A 15,425-nucleotide genomic window follows, 5' to 3' on the forward strand; every position below is an offset into this window, starting at 1 on the left:
ACAGCCTGTAAAAAAATAAAAAAGATAAGAAAAATAAATGCTGTTTTATTTAATTATTGGCTAACTTGCCTTTTGAGCAAAGGGTTTATTTGTGCTTCCATCTTTACAATACAATCAACGCGTGTAATGAACATCTATGAAATATCCAAGGTAAATAAAAAAGGAAGCATTAAAAAACGACAAGAATGATTGAAGAAAATACAACAAACGTGTTAAAAGAGCAACACGATGATAGAATTGTCGAAATTAAGTTTTTTACCAGTCTAGCACTGAGAAAGAAAATAACCATGGATAGCAAGATTATTCAACAGAATGAGATTTTTCAGGATGATATTCTTATTGAAAAACAGGGAAGTGGTAAATTTGAAGGTTTTCGTTTTTATGCCAACAAAAATGATGTTGATCAAAGCACTGAACCGCAAAACTTCATAGAGAATGAAAATTTGATTCTTGCTTTTTCCAAACGTGCAACACGCCTTTGTGCTTGTGCCAACAAAGATTTTACACTCAGTTCTGATGGAATTGTGCGCTGGATTGGTCAACCGGTAGGGCAACTTGTTGCCACAGAAGATTTTTTAAAACCCAAACTGATTGTTTTAGCAGATACACAATTGACAGGAGAGGCGCGTGATAACGTTGTAAAGCGCCTAGAGCGTTTTGTAATTTTTCATTTTGAAACGGCCTTAAAACCTCTGTTTGATTTGCGCGATGCCGATAGCTTAACAGATTCCACAAGTATTCTTGCCTCAAAACTTGTCAATGCCTTAGGAATATTACCACGTCGAGAAGTAGCCGAAGTTGTCAAAAGCCTTGACCAAGAATCGCGTGTTGTGTTGCGGCGTCTAGGTGTGCGTTTTGGTGCTTTTCATATTTATGTTGCTGGAATGCTTAAACCAGCTCCAGTCCAAGCCACTACATTGCTATGGAATCTTCAAAATGAGAGTCATGACCAAACTGGCTTAGGGGAAATTTTTGCAGCGCTATCTGCGGGACGAACCTCACTTGCTGTTGATCCTACCTATAACCAGAAATTTTATCAGCTAGCCGGCTACCAGATCCTAGGGCAACGTGCTGTGCGCATTGATATTTTAGAGCGTCTTGCAAACCTTATCCGCTCTGCTGTTCATTGGAAACAAGGGAATGACCCCAAACCCGAAGGCGCCTATGATGGCAAAAGTTTTTTTGTCACACCAACTATGCTGTCGATTCTTGGAGCCAATGGAACCGATATGGAAGAAATTCTAAAAGGGCTTGGTTATCAATCGCATGCCGTGAGCAACATTGTTTTTGAACAACATCTCCTTGCGGACAAAGTCCCTACTGATGCATGTACAACAAGACAAACTGTTCCAGAGGCAGAATGCGTTGGTGATCACTGGCAGACAATATGCACATCAGAAACGACACAAGAAAAAAAAGAAGTTTTGCCCGCTTCTGTTGAAACACACCCCAACGCCACAGATTGTTTACCAGCCGCCGAACCTGTTGGTGATTTTGCCAAACAAAAACACCTTGCAACAGAAGATAAGGTTGTTTTACTATGGCGATATAATCACCAATTTCACCACTACGCACAAAAAAAACGCGATAAATCTGGCTATAGGTGGAAAAATAAACCGAAAAAATCGTTTAAAAAAGGGGAAAGTGCGAATGAAAATACCTCCCAGGAGGCTGTATCAGATACAAGGCATTCTTATAAATCTCATAAACCTCGTATTAAACGTGGGAATAATAAATCGTTTCAAAAAGAAAAACACCTTAATCTTGATTCCCCTTTTGCAAAATTAGCTGTGCTACGTAATAAACTTATAAATAATAAAGACACAGATACACTTTCCTCCAAAGATCACTAAAATAATAAATGGAGCTGGATCTTGGCTTATGTAGTGACCGACAACTGCATTCATTGCAAATATACTGATTGCGTTGACGTTTGCCCTGTCGACTGCTTTTATGAAGGTGAGAATATGCTTGTCATTCACCCTGATGAGTGTATAGATTGTGGTGTGTGCGAGCCAGAATGTCCAGCAGAAGCCATTAAACCTGATACCGAACCGGGGCTAGAAAAGTGGTTAGAGCTTAATCTTCATTATGCAAACAAATGGCCTAATCTAACTACCCGCAAAGACCCTCTTCCTCAAGCGAAAGAAATGGATGGCGTTCCAGATAAATTAGAAAAGTATTTTTCAGAAAACCCAGGAAGTGGTGAATAATAATGATACAACACACGTCATATAGCTTCAAAAGTGAAGAAAATTCTCTTGTAAAAATAAAAATTCCTGAGTGAAATGATTGATTCTTTTGAACTTTGATGTTAATGTTATTTTAACGTGATCATCTTTCTAAGTATTGTTTTTTGCTTTTTTTGTAGAGCGATGTGTTTTTTTGTTGGATTTAAAAGTACTCAACTTTTATGCTCACTTAATTATTGTAATATACTTGGTTAAGAATACTCAATATCAGGTTTATAGCCTGTTTTCCGATACATTTTTTGGTCATAAAGGGAGTAAACTAAAATATGGCATCCCAGCAAGGAACGTCCTCCAATGTTAAAGAATTTTCAACCTCTGAATATATTGTTTATCCTACCCATGGAGTGGGGCAAATTATAGCGATTGAAGATCAAGAAGTTGCAGGACATAAACTAAAACTTTTTGTCATTCATTTTGCAAAAGATAAAATGGATGTCAAAGTGCCCATTGCAAAGGCCCTTTCCGTTGGAATGCGCAAATTATCAGCTGTTGATTCCGTCGAACGCGCATTAAAGATTTTACATGGAAAAGCACGTGTTAAACGGACCATGTGGTCACGGCGTGCTCAAGAGTATGATGCTAAAATCAATTCTGGGGATCTTATTTGTATTGCTGAAGTGGTGCGCGATCTTTTTCGCTCAAATCTACAGCCTGAGCAATCTTATTCTGAACGTCAGCTTTATACTGCTGCACTTGAAAGAATGGCCCGTGAGATTGCTGTTATCAATAATCTTTCTGAAACAGAAGCTATCAATCTCATAGAGAAGCATCTTTCAAAAAAATCAAAGCATGAATTTAAAGCTGAGAGGAATGAAGCGAACACAAACGGTGAAGCTATCTACGCTGCATAATAAAATAAGCTAAAAAATTTTGATAAAAAACGAAACCAGCATATCGATGGTTTCGTTTTTTATTTTTAAATCTTGATCGAAAAAAGAATATTGAATAGGAGATTAGGTTCTTTTATTCAAAAATAACATTAGTGGAATTAAAAAAGATGTGAAGTAACATCACAACTTCACATATTATAATAAAACTGCTATTTAAACTTTCTTTAGCCCTTTTTATACTCTATATTTTAAGAATATCGCTTAGGAAAAATAATTTATTATAAAACTTATTTCATCAATACTTACAGAGATCTTTTTTATCATTTTGTTCATGACACATGGCCACATAAAACGCCTTCAATCCAGTGCACGAGGGGAATATTTTGTGCTTCACTATCCTCATTAAGAAAAATAACTGCAAAACATATCCCACCCGTGCATACACCTACTTGTGTATAAAATGGATATTAACCCTTTTATAGAAAGACAAAATGCTCAATCTTTAGCAGGCAAAACTGAACGTCCGCGATACATCCCTGTTTTTAAATCAATATGATGAGGGCGACGCAATTCACCGGAATTTTTATCCTCGATATAAGTTGGCGCCTTCAAGGCATCAGCCGAACGGCGCATACCCCGCTTCGATGGAGAGGTTTTTCGTTTAGGTACAGCCATAAAGAGACACTCCAAATCCGTTAAAATAAAACAGGCAGCATCAATAATGATACAGCCTTTATCAAAAACACCATAAAATTTAGGGGAGTTATACACTGATTAAAAGCTTTTGGCTAGACTTTCATTGCATTTTTTGTTTGGCTTTAACAGAGACTTCTGCATACAGTGGGCATAAGTATCAAGAAAATGATTTTTTAATAAAAAAAGACTATGCAGATTGACTAAAGCAAGAAAAAGCAGCAACCTTCTATCTTGTAAATTCCAAGATTCTATTTTGCAAAAACACAAGGAAGAAAGAATGCACGAATTTACTACCCTTCTTGCAAAACATGGTCATACCATTGAAAAGCGACTTGATACGCTGTTAAGTGATAAAGTTCAAAATGGTGAAATTGCTCGTCCTGAAGTCCTTATCAAAGCCATGCGTCATGGTGTGCTGAATGGCGGTAAGCGTTTGCGTCCTTTTCTTATTATACAAAGTGCTGCTCTTTTTGACATCCCTGTTGAACACGCTCTTGATGTCGCTTGTGCCTTAGAATGTGTTCACTGCTATTCGCTTATTCATGATGATCTTCCCGCCATGGATAACGACACACTTCGACGCGGGCAACCCACCGTCCACGTAGCATTTGATGAAGCAACAGCGATTCTAGCAGGCAACGCCCTTTTGACTTTTGCTTTTGAAATCATTGCCGATAAAGCCTGTGCCCTCTCTTCTGACACCAGAATAAAGCTGATCACAACTCTTGCACAAGCATCAGGAGTTGGTGGTATGGTAGGCGGTCAAATGCTTGACCTTGCGGCGGAAAAAAAACCACAAGAGTGCAACAACATTATCACCCTCCAACGCATGAAAACAGCCGCCCTTATAAGCTTTGCGTGCCAAGCAGGAGCAATCATCGGCAATGCTTCAAAAGAATTAACCCAAGAACTTGCTGCTTTTGGAACATATCTTGGTTTAGCTTTTCAATTGACGGATGATCTTCTCGATGTCACCACTACAAGTGAAGTCCTAGGCAAAACCGCCGGTAAAGATGAAACAGCACATAAAGCCACCTTTGTTCGTCTTTACGGCATTGAAGAAACACAAAAAAAACGGGACGAACTCGTCGCTAAAGCAGAAGCACTGTTACACCCTTTTGGCGACAAAGCAAAGCCCCTTCAACAAGCAGCCCGCTTTAGTGCAACACGCAAAAATTAAAAATTCACTTGCTACACAAACAACAAAACACAAGGAGAAGGGTATGCACAACAAAAGATTTTCTTTGTTTTATGCTCAATTCAAGGATTTTTCTTCAGTTTGCCCAAAGCGTGTATGAATGTAGTCACCGAGTATTGTTTCAAATTCCTCAGCAATATTGTTGCCACGCAAAATCTTCACCTTTTTACCCTCAATAAAAACAGGAGCCGCTGGATTTTCACCCATTCCAGGTAATGAAATCCCAATATCAGCATGCTTTGATTCCCCTGGTCCATTGACAATGCAACCCATCACCGCGACCTTCAACCCTTCAACACCAGGGTATTTTTCACGCCAAACGGGCATATTCTTACATAAATTCGCTTCAATTTTTTGTGCTAATTCCTGAAAGACTGTCGAGCTCGTGCGACCACATCCAGGGCAAGCAGTAACAACAGGTAAAAATTGCCGAAATCCCATCACCTGCAAAAGCTCTTGAGAAACTCTCACTTCTCGTGTCCGATCTCCGCCAGGTTCAGGTGTTAATGAAATACGGATTGTATCCCCAATCCCTTGCTGTAACAAAATACCCATAGACACTGAGGAAGCAACAATACCTTTTGTTCCCATACCTGCTTCTGTTAATCCCAAATGGAGCGCATAATCACAACGCTCCGCTAAGGCAATGTAAACAGCAACGAGATCTTGCACATCACTCACTTTAGCAGAAAGAATAATTTTATCACGCCCCAACCCTAGCTCTTCAGCCCAAATGGCCGAATGAAGAGCCGACTGAACGACGGCTTCCCGCATCACTTCAACAACAGGTAAAGGACTTTTCTGCTTAGCATTTTCATCCATAAGCCGTGTCAACAAAACATTGTCCAGTGATCCCCAATTCACACCAATTCGAATAGGTTTATTATACCGACAAGCAATCTCGATAATTTCCGAAAATTGACGATCTTTCTTTGCACCAAAACCAACATTTCCAGGATTGATCCGATATTTTGCAAGAGCCTCAGCACATGCAGGATGTTCTGCTAAAAGTTTATGACCAATATAATGGAAATCCCCCACCAATGGTACGACAACACCCAACTTTTCCAATTTTTCCCGTATTTTAGGTACAGCAGCAGCAGCTTCGTCACGATCAACTGTTATCCGAACCAATTCCGAACCAGCCCGCCAAAGAGCAGCAGTTTGCTCGACTGTTGCATCAACATCAGCAGTATCAGTATTTGTCATTGATTGAACGACGATTGGGCTGTTACCACCAACAACTACACCGTCCACCGCAACAGGAACAGACTGACGGCGCTCAAAAGGTTTAGAAAAATAATATGTTTTGCTCATTATATCCTCAAATTGTGAAACTTCGCATCTATCAAGCACCATTTACAACAATATGTGTTAAAGTACAATTTTAAAAATAGGATAATTAAAAAAAAGAAGGCAAAAATTTCCTCTTTGAACCACAATTATTAACTTTCACCACACACCAACAAGCAGCGCAATCAATGCAACTGTTCTATTTTCAAGTAGTTATATAAAAATCCCCGCCACAATTTTAACTGTTATAAAACACTATAAAATATGAAGGAACCAGCAGATGTGCCTATTCTCAACACATTTCAAAAATGCTAAAATTAAAGAACATATTGTACAATTAAAAAATGAACTCGTAGCTGTAAGCCCTTCACATTCCAATAGCAGCAGCTTTGAGAACATCTCCGATATGCTTGACACATAGAAACAAAAAGGCCGTTATGCGCTTTACCATCTCAATGAGCACGCTACGCAATTGAAGAAAAAAGCTAAAGCAAACCCTAAAACAACCATCGCATGAGCCGCAGGGATAATTTTAACGATCTTCTTACTGGTACGTAAAAATTAAAGACAAAACCAACAGTAAAACTTTTCAATACCCACCTCAAAGTAGGCATTTTTCTACATACCCGAAAAAATAACGTACAGAATATCAGGATTACTTTTGTAGGAAAGCAAGAACTTTAGGAATCTAAAAAGCTCAAATATAACAAACCAAATCAAATCTCCTAGGGTAAATGCCCACTTGCTATAAGTAAAAGATACAGACATAAAACTAAGGGAATCCAAAATCTTAACCTCCAGAATTGGCTCGCGGTGCAGTATCCACATAAGTAACCACAGACATTCCAGGGATGAGCTTTTCAGCCCCTTCCTGTCCAGGATCTAAGGCAATACGTACCGAAATACGCTGTGCAATCTTAATAAAATTACCAATTGTAGTGTCCGTTTTTAACAGTGAAAATTCTGAGCCTGTCGCAGGCGCAAAACGGACCACACGTCCTGTTAATTTTTTATTGTTCAATGCATCAACAGAAAAAATAACCGGTTGTCCTACACGCATTTGAAAAAGCTGTGTTTCCTTATAATTTGCAATAATCCAAATATCATCAGAAATGACCGACACCAATTGCGTACCAGGCAAAACATATTGTCCCACGCGCGCGCCAACCAACCCAATATACCCCGTTCTAGGAGATAAAATCTTAGTATGACCCAGATTGAGCTTAGCCAATTCAACACCAACCTTTGCTTCTGTAACTTCTGACTCTAAATTTTTTCGTTCAAGGTCTAATTGTTTTTGCAATTGACGTTTTGTGTCAAGTGCTTCCAACAATTGCGAAAGAGGACGAGACACAGAATTTGCAGTATCACCAAAATCCAACTTCTTGTGTTCATGAAGAACATTAGAGAATGCGCGAGAACGTGCCAATTCCGCTTCTGCTGTATTAATTTCTCCCTGCAAAAACTGCGCCTGCAACATAATACTTGCAAGTTTTGCATTTTTTGAATCCAAAACAGCCTGTGCTCTTGCAAGCTGCTGGCGAAAAAGAGAATCATCGAGTTCAAATAACAGCATTCCCTTTTCAACGCGTTGATAATCTTGAACATAAATGCGCGAAATCACCCCTGAGATCTGTGAACTCACCAAGGTAACATTACCTTTAATGGAAGCATTATCGGTTATTTGAATGGTACTGACAAAAGGAGGGAACCTCCAAGCCCATAAAATCAACAAAACACCCAAAACACCTGAGAGGAATGCAATAAGCGTCGCTCTTGACCGTAATGCTTTTATCACTTTTTGTACCCCTCTTCACTGATATTATCCTGCTTCAAGAATGTAGAAAAAGAGCATGACTTGACAAATATTTTGACAAGAAAAATAGTAAAAACAACCATTGCAATATAAAAATAAAGCCGAAAGACATCATCATAAGCAAAAATATTTGCTGTTAACTTAAAATCTTCAATCAGCCTAGTTGCCCCTTGTCCATCTGCTAAAACATTTGAAATAGGAACACCGTAAGAAGGCGAAAATAAGGCATTCAACTCAACCGAAATACGTGGATCTGTCACAACAATATTTTGTGTTAAAGACTCAAAGTTCTTATGGGCGAAAAAAAACTGCAGACTACCAAAAAGCGCTGACCCCATCAATCCGCCCGTCACTTGCGTGAGCAGAAAAACAGCAATAAAACTCAAAACGTAACGTGGTCCTCTCTCACCAGCAATAACAAACCCCCTAAAAAGAACAGCAGGCAAAAAGAGTGCATAACTAAAACTCACCAACCCTTGGCTCAACATCATATCTTGGGGACGCGTTAAGTAGTTCACATGACTATCTAAATAAGCTCCAATTGCCAAACAAGCCAAAGATAAAAGATAAAAATAATCCTCCCGCCCAGTGCGTAAAAAAAAGACACAAACACCACCCCCTAAAAGGCTACCCAATATAACCGCAAGATACATAGGTGCCATCTCACGATTTAATAAACCAAAAAGATTAAAAAATCCTACTGCTAAAGTTGACCGTTCTAACAAGAAAACGTGAAAGACTAATAAAATGAGAACAGATTGCACCATTTCTTTACTGAAAAGCCAGCGTAAATCAATCAACGGATTTTCTCTATTAAGTTCAATAATAATCGCAATAACCAAAAAGGAAATAGCAAGTGCAAGCCCCCAACCAATCCATGGTGCTTCATACCACCAATACAATATGCCAACAGACATGATCACTGCATTGAGTCCAAGACCAAGCGCAATCAAACCATAACTCACCCAGTCCAACTTCTGAATAACCTTGTTGCGTACAACAGGGGTCAGTGGAAGAGCATAAATACACCCCAAACTTATGAGAACCAACCCCATTTCCATTGCTGAAAGACTAGAAAATCCACCATGTTCCAACAAATCAGGCGAAATTAAACGCGATAAAGGTGCTGCTAAAGCTGCATTCATATAATTCAAGCTAAGACCAACAGTAAACTTCTTTGCTGGCGCAAAAGCTTCCATCATATAAAGGAGTGCTAAGGAAGCCAAAGGCGCCGCAGCAATACCAGCAAAAAAGCGAATAATCAGCGCGGAACGTAAATCCGTCACAAAAAGTTGTAAAATGCAAACCAAAACGAAGCCAAGAATTGATAATTCGGCAAAAGCCCGAAGCCCAAACTGGTAGCGTATCTTGATCAACATAATCGCAACACTGACATTTGGTGCCATATAAGCCGCAACCAACCATGTGGTTTCCGTCAGAGTTGCGTGGAAATCTCCCGTAAGATGGACAATGTTAGACTGAACAACATTTGCGCCTAAACCATAAGCCCATTGTAAAATAAAAGAAGCAAAAATATAAACAAAACATTTTGGCAAAGGCCCAGCGAAAACACGACCTGGATGTGGAAAAGGTTTTCCTCCCCTTTTAGCAGACACAACCGTACTCCTTTTTCCGCCCATGTCGCCTTTTCCTGTATAATCCTTTACACCTCTACCAACTCAGCACCAGCTGCCAGTTGATGAAAAAACTCCTCTATTTTGCGGTTTTTCTCATCACTTGAAAGCCCTTCTAACGTTGCTCGAACTTGCAAAATCTGCCGTTCCAACACATCAAAAGAAAGATGCTCAATAGCAACAACTTTTTCTACCAAAAGAGAACACACCGAAAAAGTAACATTCGCAACACCCCCACAAACAGCAAAGAGCTTTTCACCCGAAGAAGTGAGAATACGAACACTGCCCAAGACAATACTTGCTACCAAAGGCGCATGATGCGCCATGACTGTGAGAGCACCTGAAGCCGAAGGAAGAACAACAGACACCACTTGTCCTGAAAATACGAGTTTTTCAGGTGACACAAGCTCAAACAAAAAACATTCTACTCTATTGTTTTCCACAATAACCTCCACGAAGCTCGATCCAAAGACCTCTTGTCCTTTTTACAACAAGCATTCGTTACAGATTTCTTCTTATGAAGAAGCTTCTGCAATGAGACGCTTTCCTTTCTCAATGGCTTCATCAATCGCACCAACCATATAAAAAGCCGCTTCTGGGAGATCATCATAATCACCAGCGCAAAGACCTTTGAATCCTTTGATTGTGTCTTCTAAAGGCACGAGTTTTCCAGGCGATCCAGTAAAGGCTTCAGCCACATGGAAAGGTTGCGAAAGGAAACGTTCAATTTTACGTGCCCGCCCTACCAACAATTTATCATCTTCAGAAAGTTCATCCATTCCAAGAATAGCAATAATATCCTGCAGCGATCTATAACGTTGCAAAATGGTTTGAACCTGATTTGCAACAGAATAATGCTCTTCACCTACAATCAATGGATCCAACATGCGTGAGAAAGAATCAAGCGGATCAACTGCTGGATAGATTCCCTTTTCAGCAATCGAACGCGAAAGAACCGTTGTTGCATCCAAATGGGCAAAAGATGTTGCGGGTGCCGGATCTGTTAAATCATCTGCTGGAACATAAATAGCCTGCACAGAGGTAATAGACCCTGTTTTTGTACTTGTAATACGTTCTTGCAAAGCCCCCATATCTGTTGCCAAAGTTGGTTGATAACCCACAGCAGAAGGGATACGTCCTAAAAGCGCTGACACTTCAGCCCCTGCTTGCGTAAAGCGGAAAATATTATCCACGAAGAAAAGAACATCTTGACCTTCATCACGAAAACTTTCCGCAATAGTTAACCCTGAAAGAGCCACACGAGCACGCGCTCCTGGTGGTTCATTCATTTGCCCATAAACGAGCGCGCATTTTGATCCTTCCGTTGACCCATTATTTTCTTTTGGATTCACATTCACACGGCTTTCGATCATTTCATAATAAAGATCATTTCCCTCACGTGTACGCTCTCCAACGCCAGCAAACACTGAATATCCTCCATGGGCCTTTGCAATATTGTTTATAAGCTCCATAATGAGAACGGTTTTACCAACCCCAGCACCACCAAACAAACCAATTTTTCCACCTTTAGAATAAGGTGCTAACAAATCAACAACCTTAATACCAGTGACAAGAATTTCTGACACTGTTGACTGCTCCACATATTCAGGAGCGTCCTGATGAATAGAGCGCGTTTTTGTCGTTGCAATTGGTCCAACATTATCTACTGGCTCTCCAATCACATTCATAATACGACCAAGAGTTGCTTCTCCAACAGGCACGCTGATCTGTGTTCCTGTATCAACAACCTTCTGACCACGGACAAGACCATCTGTTGTATCCATGGCAATTGTGCGCACCGTATTTTCACCCAAATGTTGAGCAACTTCTAAAACCAGTCGACTGCCTAAATTCTCTGTTTCCAATGCATTAAGAATATTTGGCAACGCACCCTCAAACTGCACATCAACGACAGCGCCAATCACTTGTTTGATCTCACCGACTGCCCTTTTTTCACGCGTATCTTTAAGAGAAGCGCGCACAGGATCAGAAGAACTCTTTATGCCAGTTTGAGACTTCGAGGCGGATTTTTTCACCCCTGAACGAGCAGCTGATTTCTTTTTCTCAACTTTTGCGGCTTCCTTGCTTGACGTCACTGCTTTTACCATCAATCCTTACCTTTTCAATTTAAAGCGCCTCAGCGCCCGCAATAATTTCGATTAACTCTGTCGTGATTTGTGCCTGACGCTGACGATTATAAGCCACCGTCAATTTATTAATCATTTCACCGGCATTGCGCGATGCATTATCCATAGCAGTCATCTTTGCTCCCATTTCACCAGCGACATTTTCAAGCAAAGCCTGAAAGATTTGCACTGAAAGATTGCGTGGCACAAGCGCATCCAAAAGGGATGCCGCATCGGGCTCATAATCATAAACAATCGATTGTAGCTCTGCGCTTTTATTCGTTTTTTCAACAACGTCTATTGCCTCAACATCCCCTTTTGGAGAAACCATTGGAATTAAGCCAAAAGCCGTTGGACGTTGATTAATTACTGAAACAAATTCAGAATAAAACAGCGTACACACATCAAAAGCGCCCTTATTGAACAAATCAACAACCCGCTGACTAATCATTGCCGCCTCTGCAAAACCAATCCGCTTAACAGAATGCAAATCGATGTGATCAATCATCAAAGCTTTGTAATCGCGCGATAAAATATCTGCTCCCTTTTTGCCCACGGTTAAAATTTTAACGATTTTACCGGCAGAAAGCAGTGCCTTAATCTGTTCGCGTGCACGACGCGCAATCTGCACATTAAAAGCACCACACAATCCACGCTCTGCGGTACACACCACCAAAAGATGCACATCATCTCGACCTGTGCCACGCATGAGAGGTGGCGCATCAAGCACATCAACATCAGCAGCAACATTGGCTAAAATAGCAGCCATCCTCTGAGCATAAGGACGCGCGGACTGAGCCATTTCTTGCGCACGATGCAATCTTGCCGCCGCAACCATTTGCATAGCTTTGGTAATTTTTTGTGTTGCCTTAACCGAGGCGATACGGTCTCTAAGATCCTTTAGTGACGCCATTCGAGCATTCCATCAATTCATCACGAAAAATTCTTCGCGTAAGTATTAAGAACAGTAATCAATCTATCCTTAAGTTCATCGGTTATTTGTTTTTGATCAGCAATTGCCTTCAAAATATCTTGATGATCACTACGGAAGAGAGTCAAAAGACCCTGCTCAAATCGACTAACATCAGAAACAGCCAAGGAATCAAGATAACCATTCACACCAGCAAATATAACAACCACCTGTTCTTCGGTTTTAAGTGGAGAAAATTGCGGCTGCTTCAACAATTCTGTCAAACGCGCACCACGGTTCAAAAGACGCTGCGTTGATGCATCCAAATCTGAACCAAACTGTGCAAAAGCTGCCATTTCCCGATATTGTGCTAATTCACCCTTGATCGAACCTGCAACTTGCTTCATTGCCTTAATTTGCGCGGCAGAACCAACACGCGATACAGAAAGACCAACATTTACAGCAGGACGAATTCCCTGATAAAACAAATTTGTTTCAAGAAAAATCTGCCCATCGGTGATAGAAATCACGTTTGTCGGAATGTAAGCAGAAACATCATTTGCCTGCGTTTCAATCACTGGTAAAGCCGTCAAAGACCCGGAACCATTCTCAGCATTTAATTTTGCAGCACGCTCTAAAAGACGCGAGTGGAGATAGAACACATCACCAGGGTAAGCTTCACGACCAGGAGGGCGACGAAGCAAAAGAGACATTTGGCGATAAGCAACAGCCTGTTTTGAAAGATCATCATAACCGATCAAAGCATGTTGACCATTATCACGAAAATATTCCCCCATTGCGCAACCAGCAAGAGGTGCAATAAATTGCAACGGAGCAGGATCAGAAGCTGTAGCCGCTATAATAATGGAATACTCAAGGGCCCCGCGCTCTTCTAAAACCTTAACGAATTGTGCAACTGTTGAACGTTTTTGACCAATGGCAACATAGATACAATACACTTTTTCTTGGTCTTTTCCAGCATTTTTTTCATGAAAAGGCTTTTGATTTAAAAATGTATCGAGCAAAATCGCTGTTTTTCCCGTTTGACGGTCTCCAATTACCAATTCACGCTGTCCACGTCCAATAGGGATGAGTGCATCAATGGCTTTCAATCCAGTCGACATTGGCTCATGCACTGACTGACGCGGAATAATCCCAGGAGCTTTAACATCGACACGACGACGCTCTGTTGCTTTAATAGCCCCCTTACCATCTATAGGGTTTCCGAGTGCATCAACGACACGCCCGAGCAAAGCTGTTCCAACAGGAACATCGACGATAGCGCCTAACCGCTTGACACAATCACCTTCACGAATATCACGATCTGATCCGAAGATCACGACCCCAACATTATCGACTTCCAAATTCAAAGCCATACCACGTACACCATTTGAAAAGGAAACCATTTCTCCTGCTTGGACATTATCCAAACCATACACACGGGCGATACCATCACCCACAGAGAGAACCCAACCAATTTCTGAAACTTCAGCCTTTTGGTCAAAGTTCCTGATTTGTTCTTTGAGAATTTTTGAAATTTCAGATGGTCTAATATCCATCAACTGACCTCTTTTTTCAACACAAGCTTAAGCGAAGATAATTTTGTTACAAGAGACGTATCAATCTGAGACGACCCCACACGAATGATCAATCCACCAAGGATTGTTGGATCAACAAAGATATGTAGCAAAATTTTTCCCCTAACGACACCTTCCAAAGCCACACGCAACTCTTGTTCTTGTTGAGAACTCAATGGATAAGCAGAAACAATCTGCACCGAAATTTCTCTACGAAAAAGAGCAACACGACGTTGAAAAGCATGCAAAATACCAGACAAAGCACCAAGCCGACGGTTTAGCGCAATAACGCGTAAAAAATTACCAACAATCTTACCAGCGCGCTCATCAGCAAATTTGATGCTCTTACAAACAGAATGCATAACTTCAACTTGTTCTTTTACTGAAAAGAATGGACTCTCCACAAAGCGTTTTAAGTCTTCATTTTGATCCAATACAAGCAAAAAAGATGCCACTGCCTTCTCAACTTTTTCAACAGCCTCTGCTTCTTGAACGAAATCAAAAAGCGCCTGCGCATAACGTTGATCCACCAATGGCAGCGGTATAAGAGAAAATGAATCTGACACGAAATACCGCCTCTTTCCCTTGAGCGACTCTCTGATAATTATCAGATGATAATGAAACAGACATTCTAAATTTTAAGAATCTCTTTCTTAAAACCCAAAATAAAAATCTTCTTGATTTCTAGCATAGAGATAACCGACTCGCAACACTCCAAATCGACGCTTTCTTAAAATTTTTAAATAAAATATTCAAAATAATTTTGAAAACGATTTTTCAAAGAGTCATCCGTTTTTCTATATCTCTTTTTGGCATCCTCTGACAGTTTTTTCAAGTCTCTTTTCTTATCGTTCCATAAACGGTATGAAACCAGAAGCAAAACGATCTTCTTCGATCTGGAAATGGAACATTTTCCCTAAAATGCCTTTCCACCGAAAAAATGTATCATTTCAAGATGATAAACAAGCAATAAAACGGAGTTCCCTTAAAAAATAAGCAACCAATCTTTTTGCTTAAAATTACCTCTCTTTTAAGAGGGCATCGCCAAGCAAGAGAATATCCCCACAGATTCTTTTTAAAAGACTCTTTTTAA

Annotated in this window: 13 protein-coding genes and 1 pseudogene; 5 read left to right on the forward strand and 9 right to left on the reverse strand. The window is 40.3% G+C overall.

The features are described 5' to 3' along the window. The first annotated feature begins 287 nt into the window (after positions 1-287). From V4P57_RS07665 to V4P57_RS07675, 3 genes are all read left to right on the forward strand, one after another. Positions 288-1,853, forward strand: a complete 1,566-nt coding sequence (locus V4P57_RS07665; RefSeq protein ID WP_455466986.1) for a hypothetical protein — start codon at positions 288-290, stop codon at positions 1,851-1,853. A gap of 21 nt (positions 1,854-1,874) precedes the next feature. Then, positions 1,875-2,213: a ferredoxin FdxA gene (gene fdxA / locus V4P57_RS07670; RefSeq protein WP_019221118.1), complete on the forward strand. Its 339-nt coding sequence runs from the start codon at positions 1,875-1,877 to the stop codon at positions 2,211-2,213. 305 nt (positions 2,214-2,518) lie between these two features. After that, complete coding sequence (locus V4P57_RS07675; RefSeq protein ID WP_455465946.1) at positions 2,519-3,103, forward strand: CarD family transcriptional regulator; 585 nt, start codon at positions 2,519-2,521, stop codon at positions 3,101-3,103. Between the two features lie 474 nt (positions 3,104-3,577). Here the strand turns inward: V4P57_RS07675 and rpmF are convergent, their stop codons facing one another. Next, on the reverse strand, positions 3,578-3,757 hold the full coding sequence (gene rpmF / locus V4P57_RS07680; RefSeq protein ID WP_011181291.1) for a 50S ribosomal protein L32: 180 nt from the start codon (positions 3,755-3,757) through the stop codon (positions 3,578-3,580). Between the two features lie 298 nt (positions 3,758-4,055). Between rpmF and V4P57_RS07685 the strand changes: the two genes are divergently transcribed. Continuing rightward, positions 4,056-4,958 carry a polyprenyl synthetase family protein gene (locus tag V4P57_RS07685; RefSeq protein WP_455465947.1) on the forward strand — a complete coding sequence of 301 codons (903 nt, stop codon included), beginning with the start codon at positions 4,056-4,058 and terminating at the stop codon, positions 4,956-4,958. 75 nt (positions 4,959-5,033) lie between these two features. Here V4P57_RS07685 and ispG read toward each other — a convergent pair whose 3' ends face one another. Beyond that, positions 5,034-6,293 (reverse strand): flavodoxin-dependent (E)-4-hydroxy-3-methylbut-2-enyl-diphosphate synthase, encoded by a 1,260-nt coding sequence (gene ispG / locus V4P57_RS07690; RefSeq protein WP_455465948.1) that lies wholly within the window; start codon positions 6,291-6,293, stop codon positions 5,034-5,036. 256 nt (positions 6,294-6,549) lie between these two features. Between ispG and V4P57_RS07695 the strand changes: the two are divergent. Further along, positions 6,550-6,786 (forward strand): annotated as a pseudogene (locus tag V4P57_RS07695) (hypothetical protein). A gap of 273 nt (positions 6,787-7,059) precedes the next feature. Here the strand turns inward: V4P57_RS07695 and V4P57_RS07700 are convergent. The 7 genes from V4P57_RS07700 to atpH form a co-directional block, all read right to left on the reverse strand. Then, entirely contained in the window at positions 7,060-8,067 is a 1,008-nt protein-coding gene (locus V4P57_RS07700; RefSeq protein WP_455465949.1) for an HlyD family secretion protein, read from the reverse strand. Further along, a complete protein-coding gene (locus V4P57_RS07705; RefSeq protein WP_455465950.1) occupies positions 8,064-9,725 on the reverse strand; it encodes an MFS transporter in 1,662 nt (553 codons plus the stop codon). The genes V4P57_RS07700 and V4P57_RS07705 overlap by 4 nt, the downstream gene beginning before the upstream one ends. 23 nt (positions 9,726-9,748) lie before the next feature. Beyond that, entirely contained in the window at positions 9,749-10,162 is a 414-nt protein-coding gene (gene atpC / locus V4P57_RS07710; RefSeq protein WP_455465951.1) for an ATP synthase F1 subunit epsilon, read from the reverse strand. Positions 10,163-10,234: 72 nt separating this feature from the next. Continuing rightward, positions 10,235-11,827: a F0F1 ATP synthase subunit beta gene (gene atpD / locus V4P57_RS07715; protein WP_455465952.1), complete on the reverse strand. Its 1,593-nt coding sequence runs from the start codon at positions 11,825-11,827 to the stop codon at positions 10,235-10,237. 19 nt (positions 11,828-11,846) lie between these two features. Next, complete coding sequence (locus tag V4P57_RS07720) at positions 11,847-12,758, reverse strand: F0F1 ATP synthase subunit gamma (protein ID WP_455465953.1); 912 nt, start codon at positions 12,756-12,758, stop codon at positions 11,847-11,849. Positions 12,759-12,778: 20 nt separating this feature from the next. Then, positions 12,779-14,314, reverse strand: a complete 1,536-nt coding sequence (gene atpA / locus V4P57_RS07725) for a F0F1 ATP synthase subunit alpha (RefSeq protein ID WP_455465954.1) — start codon at positions 14,312-14,314, stop codon at positions 12,779-12,781. Next, positions 14,314-14,898 carry an ATP synthase F1 subunit delta gene (gene atpH, locus V4P57_RS07730; RefSeq protein ID WP_455465955.1) on the reverse strand — a complete coding sequence of 195 codons (585 nt, stop codon included), beginning with the start codon at positions 14,896-14,898 and terminating at the stop codon, positions 14,314-14,316. The genes atpA and atpH overlap by 1 nt, the downstream gene beginning before the upstream one ends. Positions 14,899-15,425: the final 527 nt, after the last annotated feature.

The organism is Bartonella sp. B39, from assembly GCF_053795145.1.

Coding starts and splice junctions, on each gene's coding strand:
- atpD (WP_455465952.1), bottom strand. CDS start 11,827: ATGGTAAAAGCAGTGACGTCAAGCAAGGAAGCCGCAAAAGTTGAGAAA.
- atpA (WP_455465954.1), bottom strand. CDS start 14,314: ATGGATATTAGACCATCTGAAATTTCAAAAATTCTCAAAGAACAAATC.
- V4P57_RS07675 (WP_455465946.1), top strand. CDS start 2,519: ATGGCATCCCAGCAAGGAACGTCCTCCAATGTTAAAGAATTTTCAACC.
- V4P57_RS07720 (WP_455465953.1), bottom strand. CDS start 12,758: ATGGCGTCACTAAAGGATCTTAGAGACCGTATCGCCTCGGTTAAGGCA.
- V4P57_RS07665 (WP_455466986.1), top strand. CDS start 288: ATGGATAGCAAGATTATTCAACAGAATGAGATTTTTCAGGATGATATT.
- rpmF (WP_011181291.1), bottom strand. CDS start 3,757: ATGGCTGTACCTAAACGAAAAACCTCTCCATCGAAGCGGGGTATGCGC.
- ispG (WP_455465948.1), bottom strand. CDS start 6,293: ATGAGCAAAACATATTATTTTTCTAAACCTTTTGAGCGCCGTCAGTCT.
- V4P57_RS07705 (WP_455465950.1), bottom strand. CDS start 9,725: ATGGGCGGAAAAAGGAGTACGGTTGTGTCTGCTAAAAGGGGAGGAAAA.
- V4P57_RS07685 (WP_455465947.1), top strand. CDS start 4,056: ATGCACGAATTTACTACCCTTCTTGCAAAACATGGTCATACCATTGAA.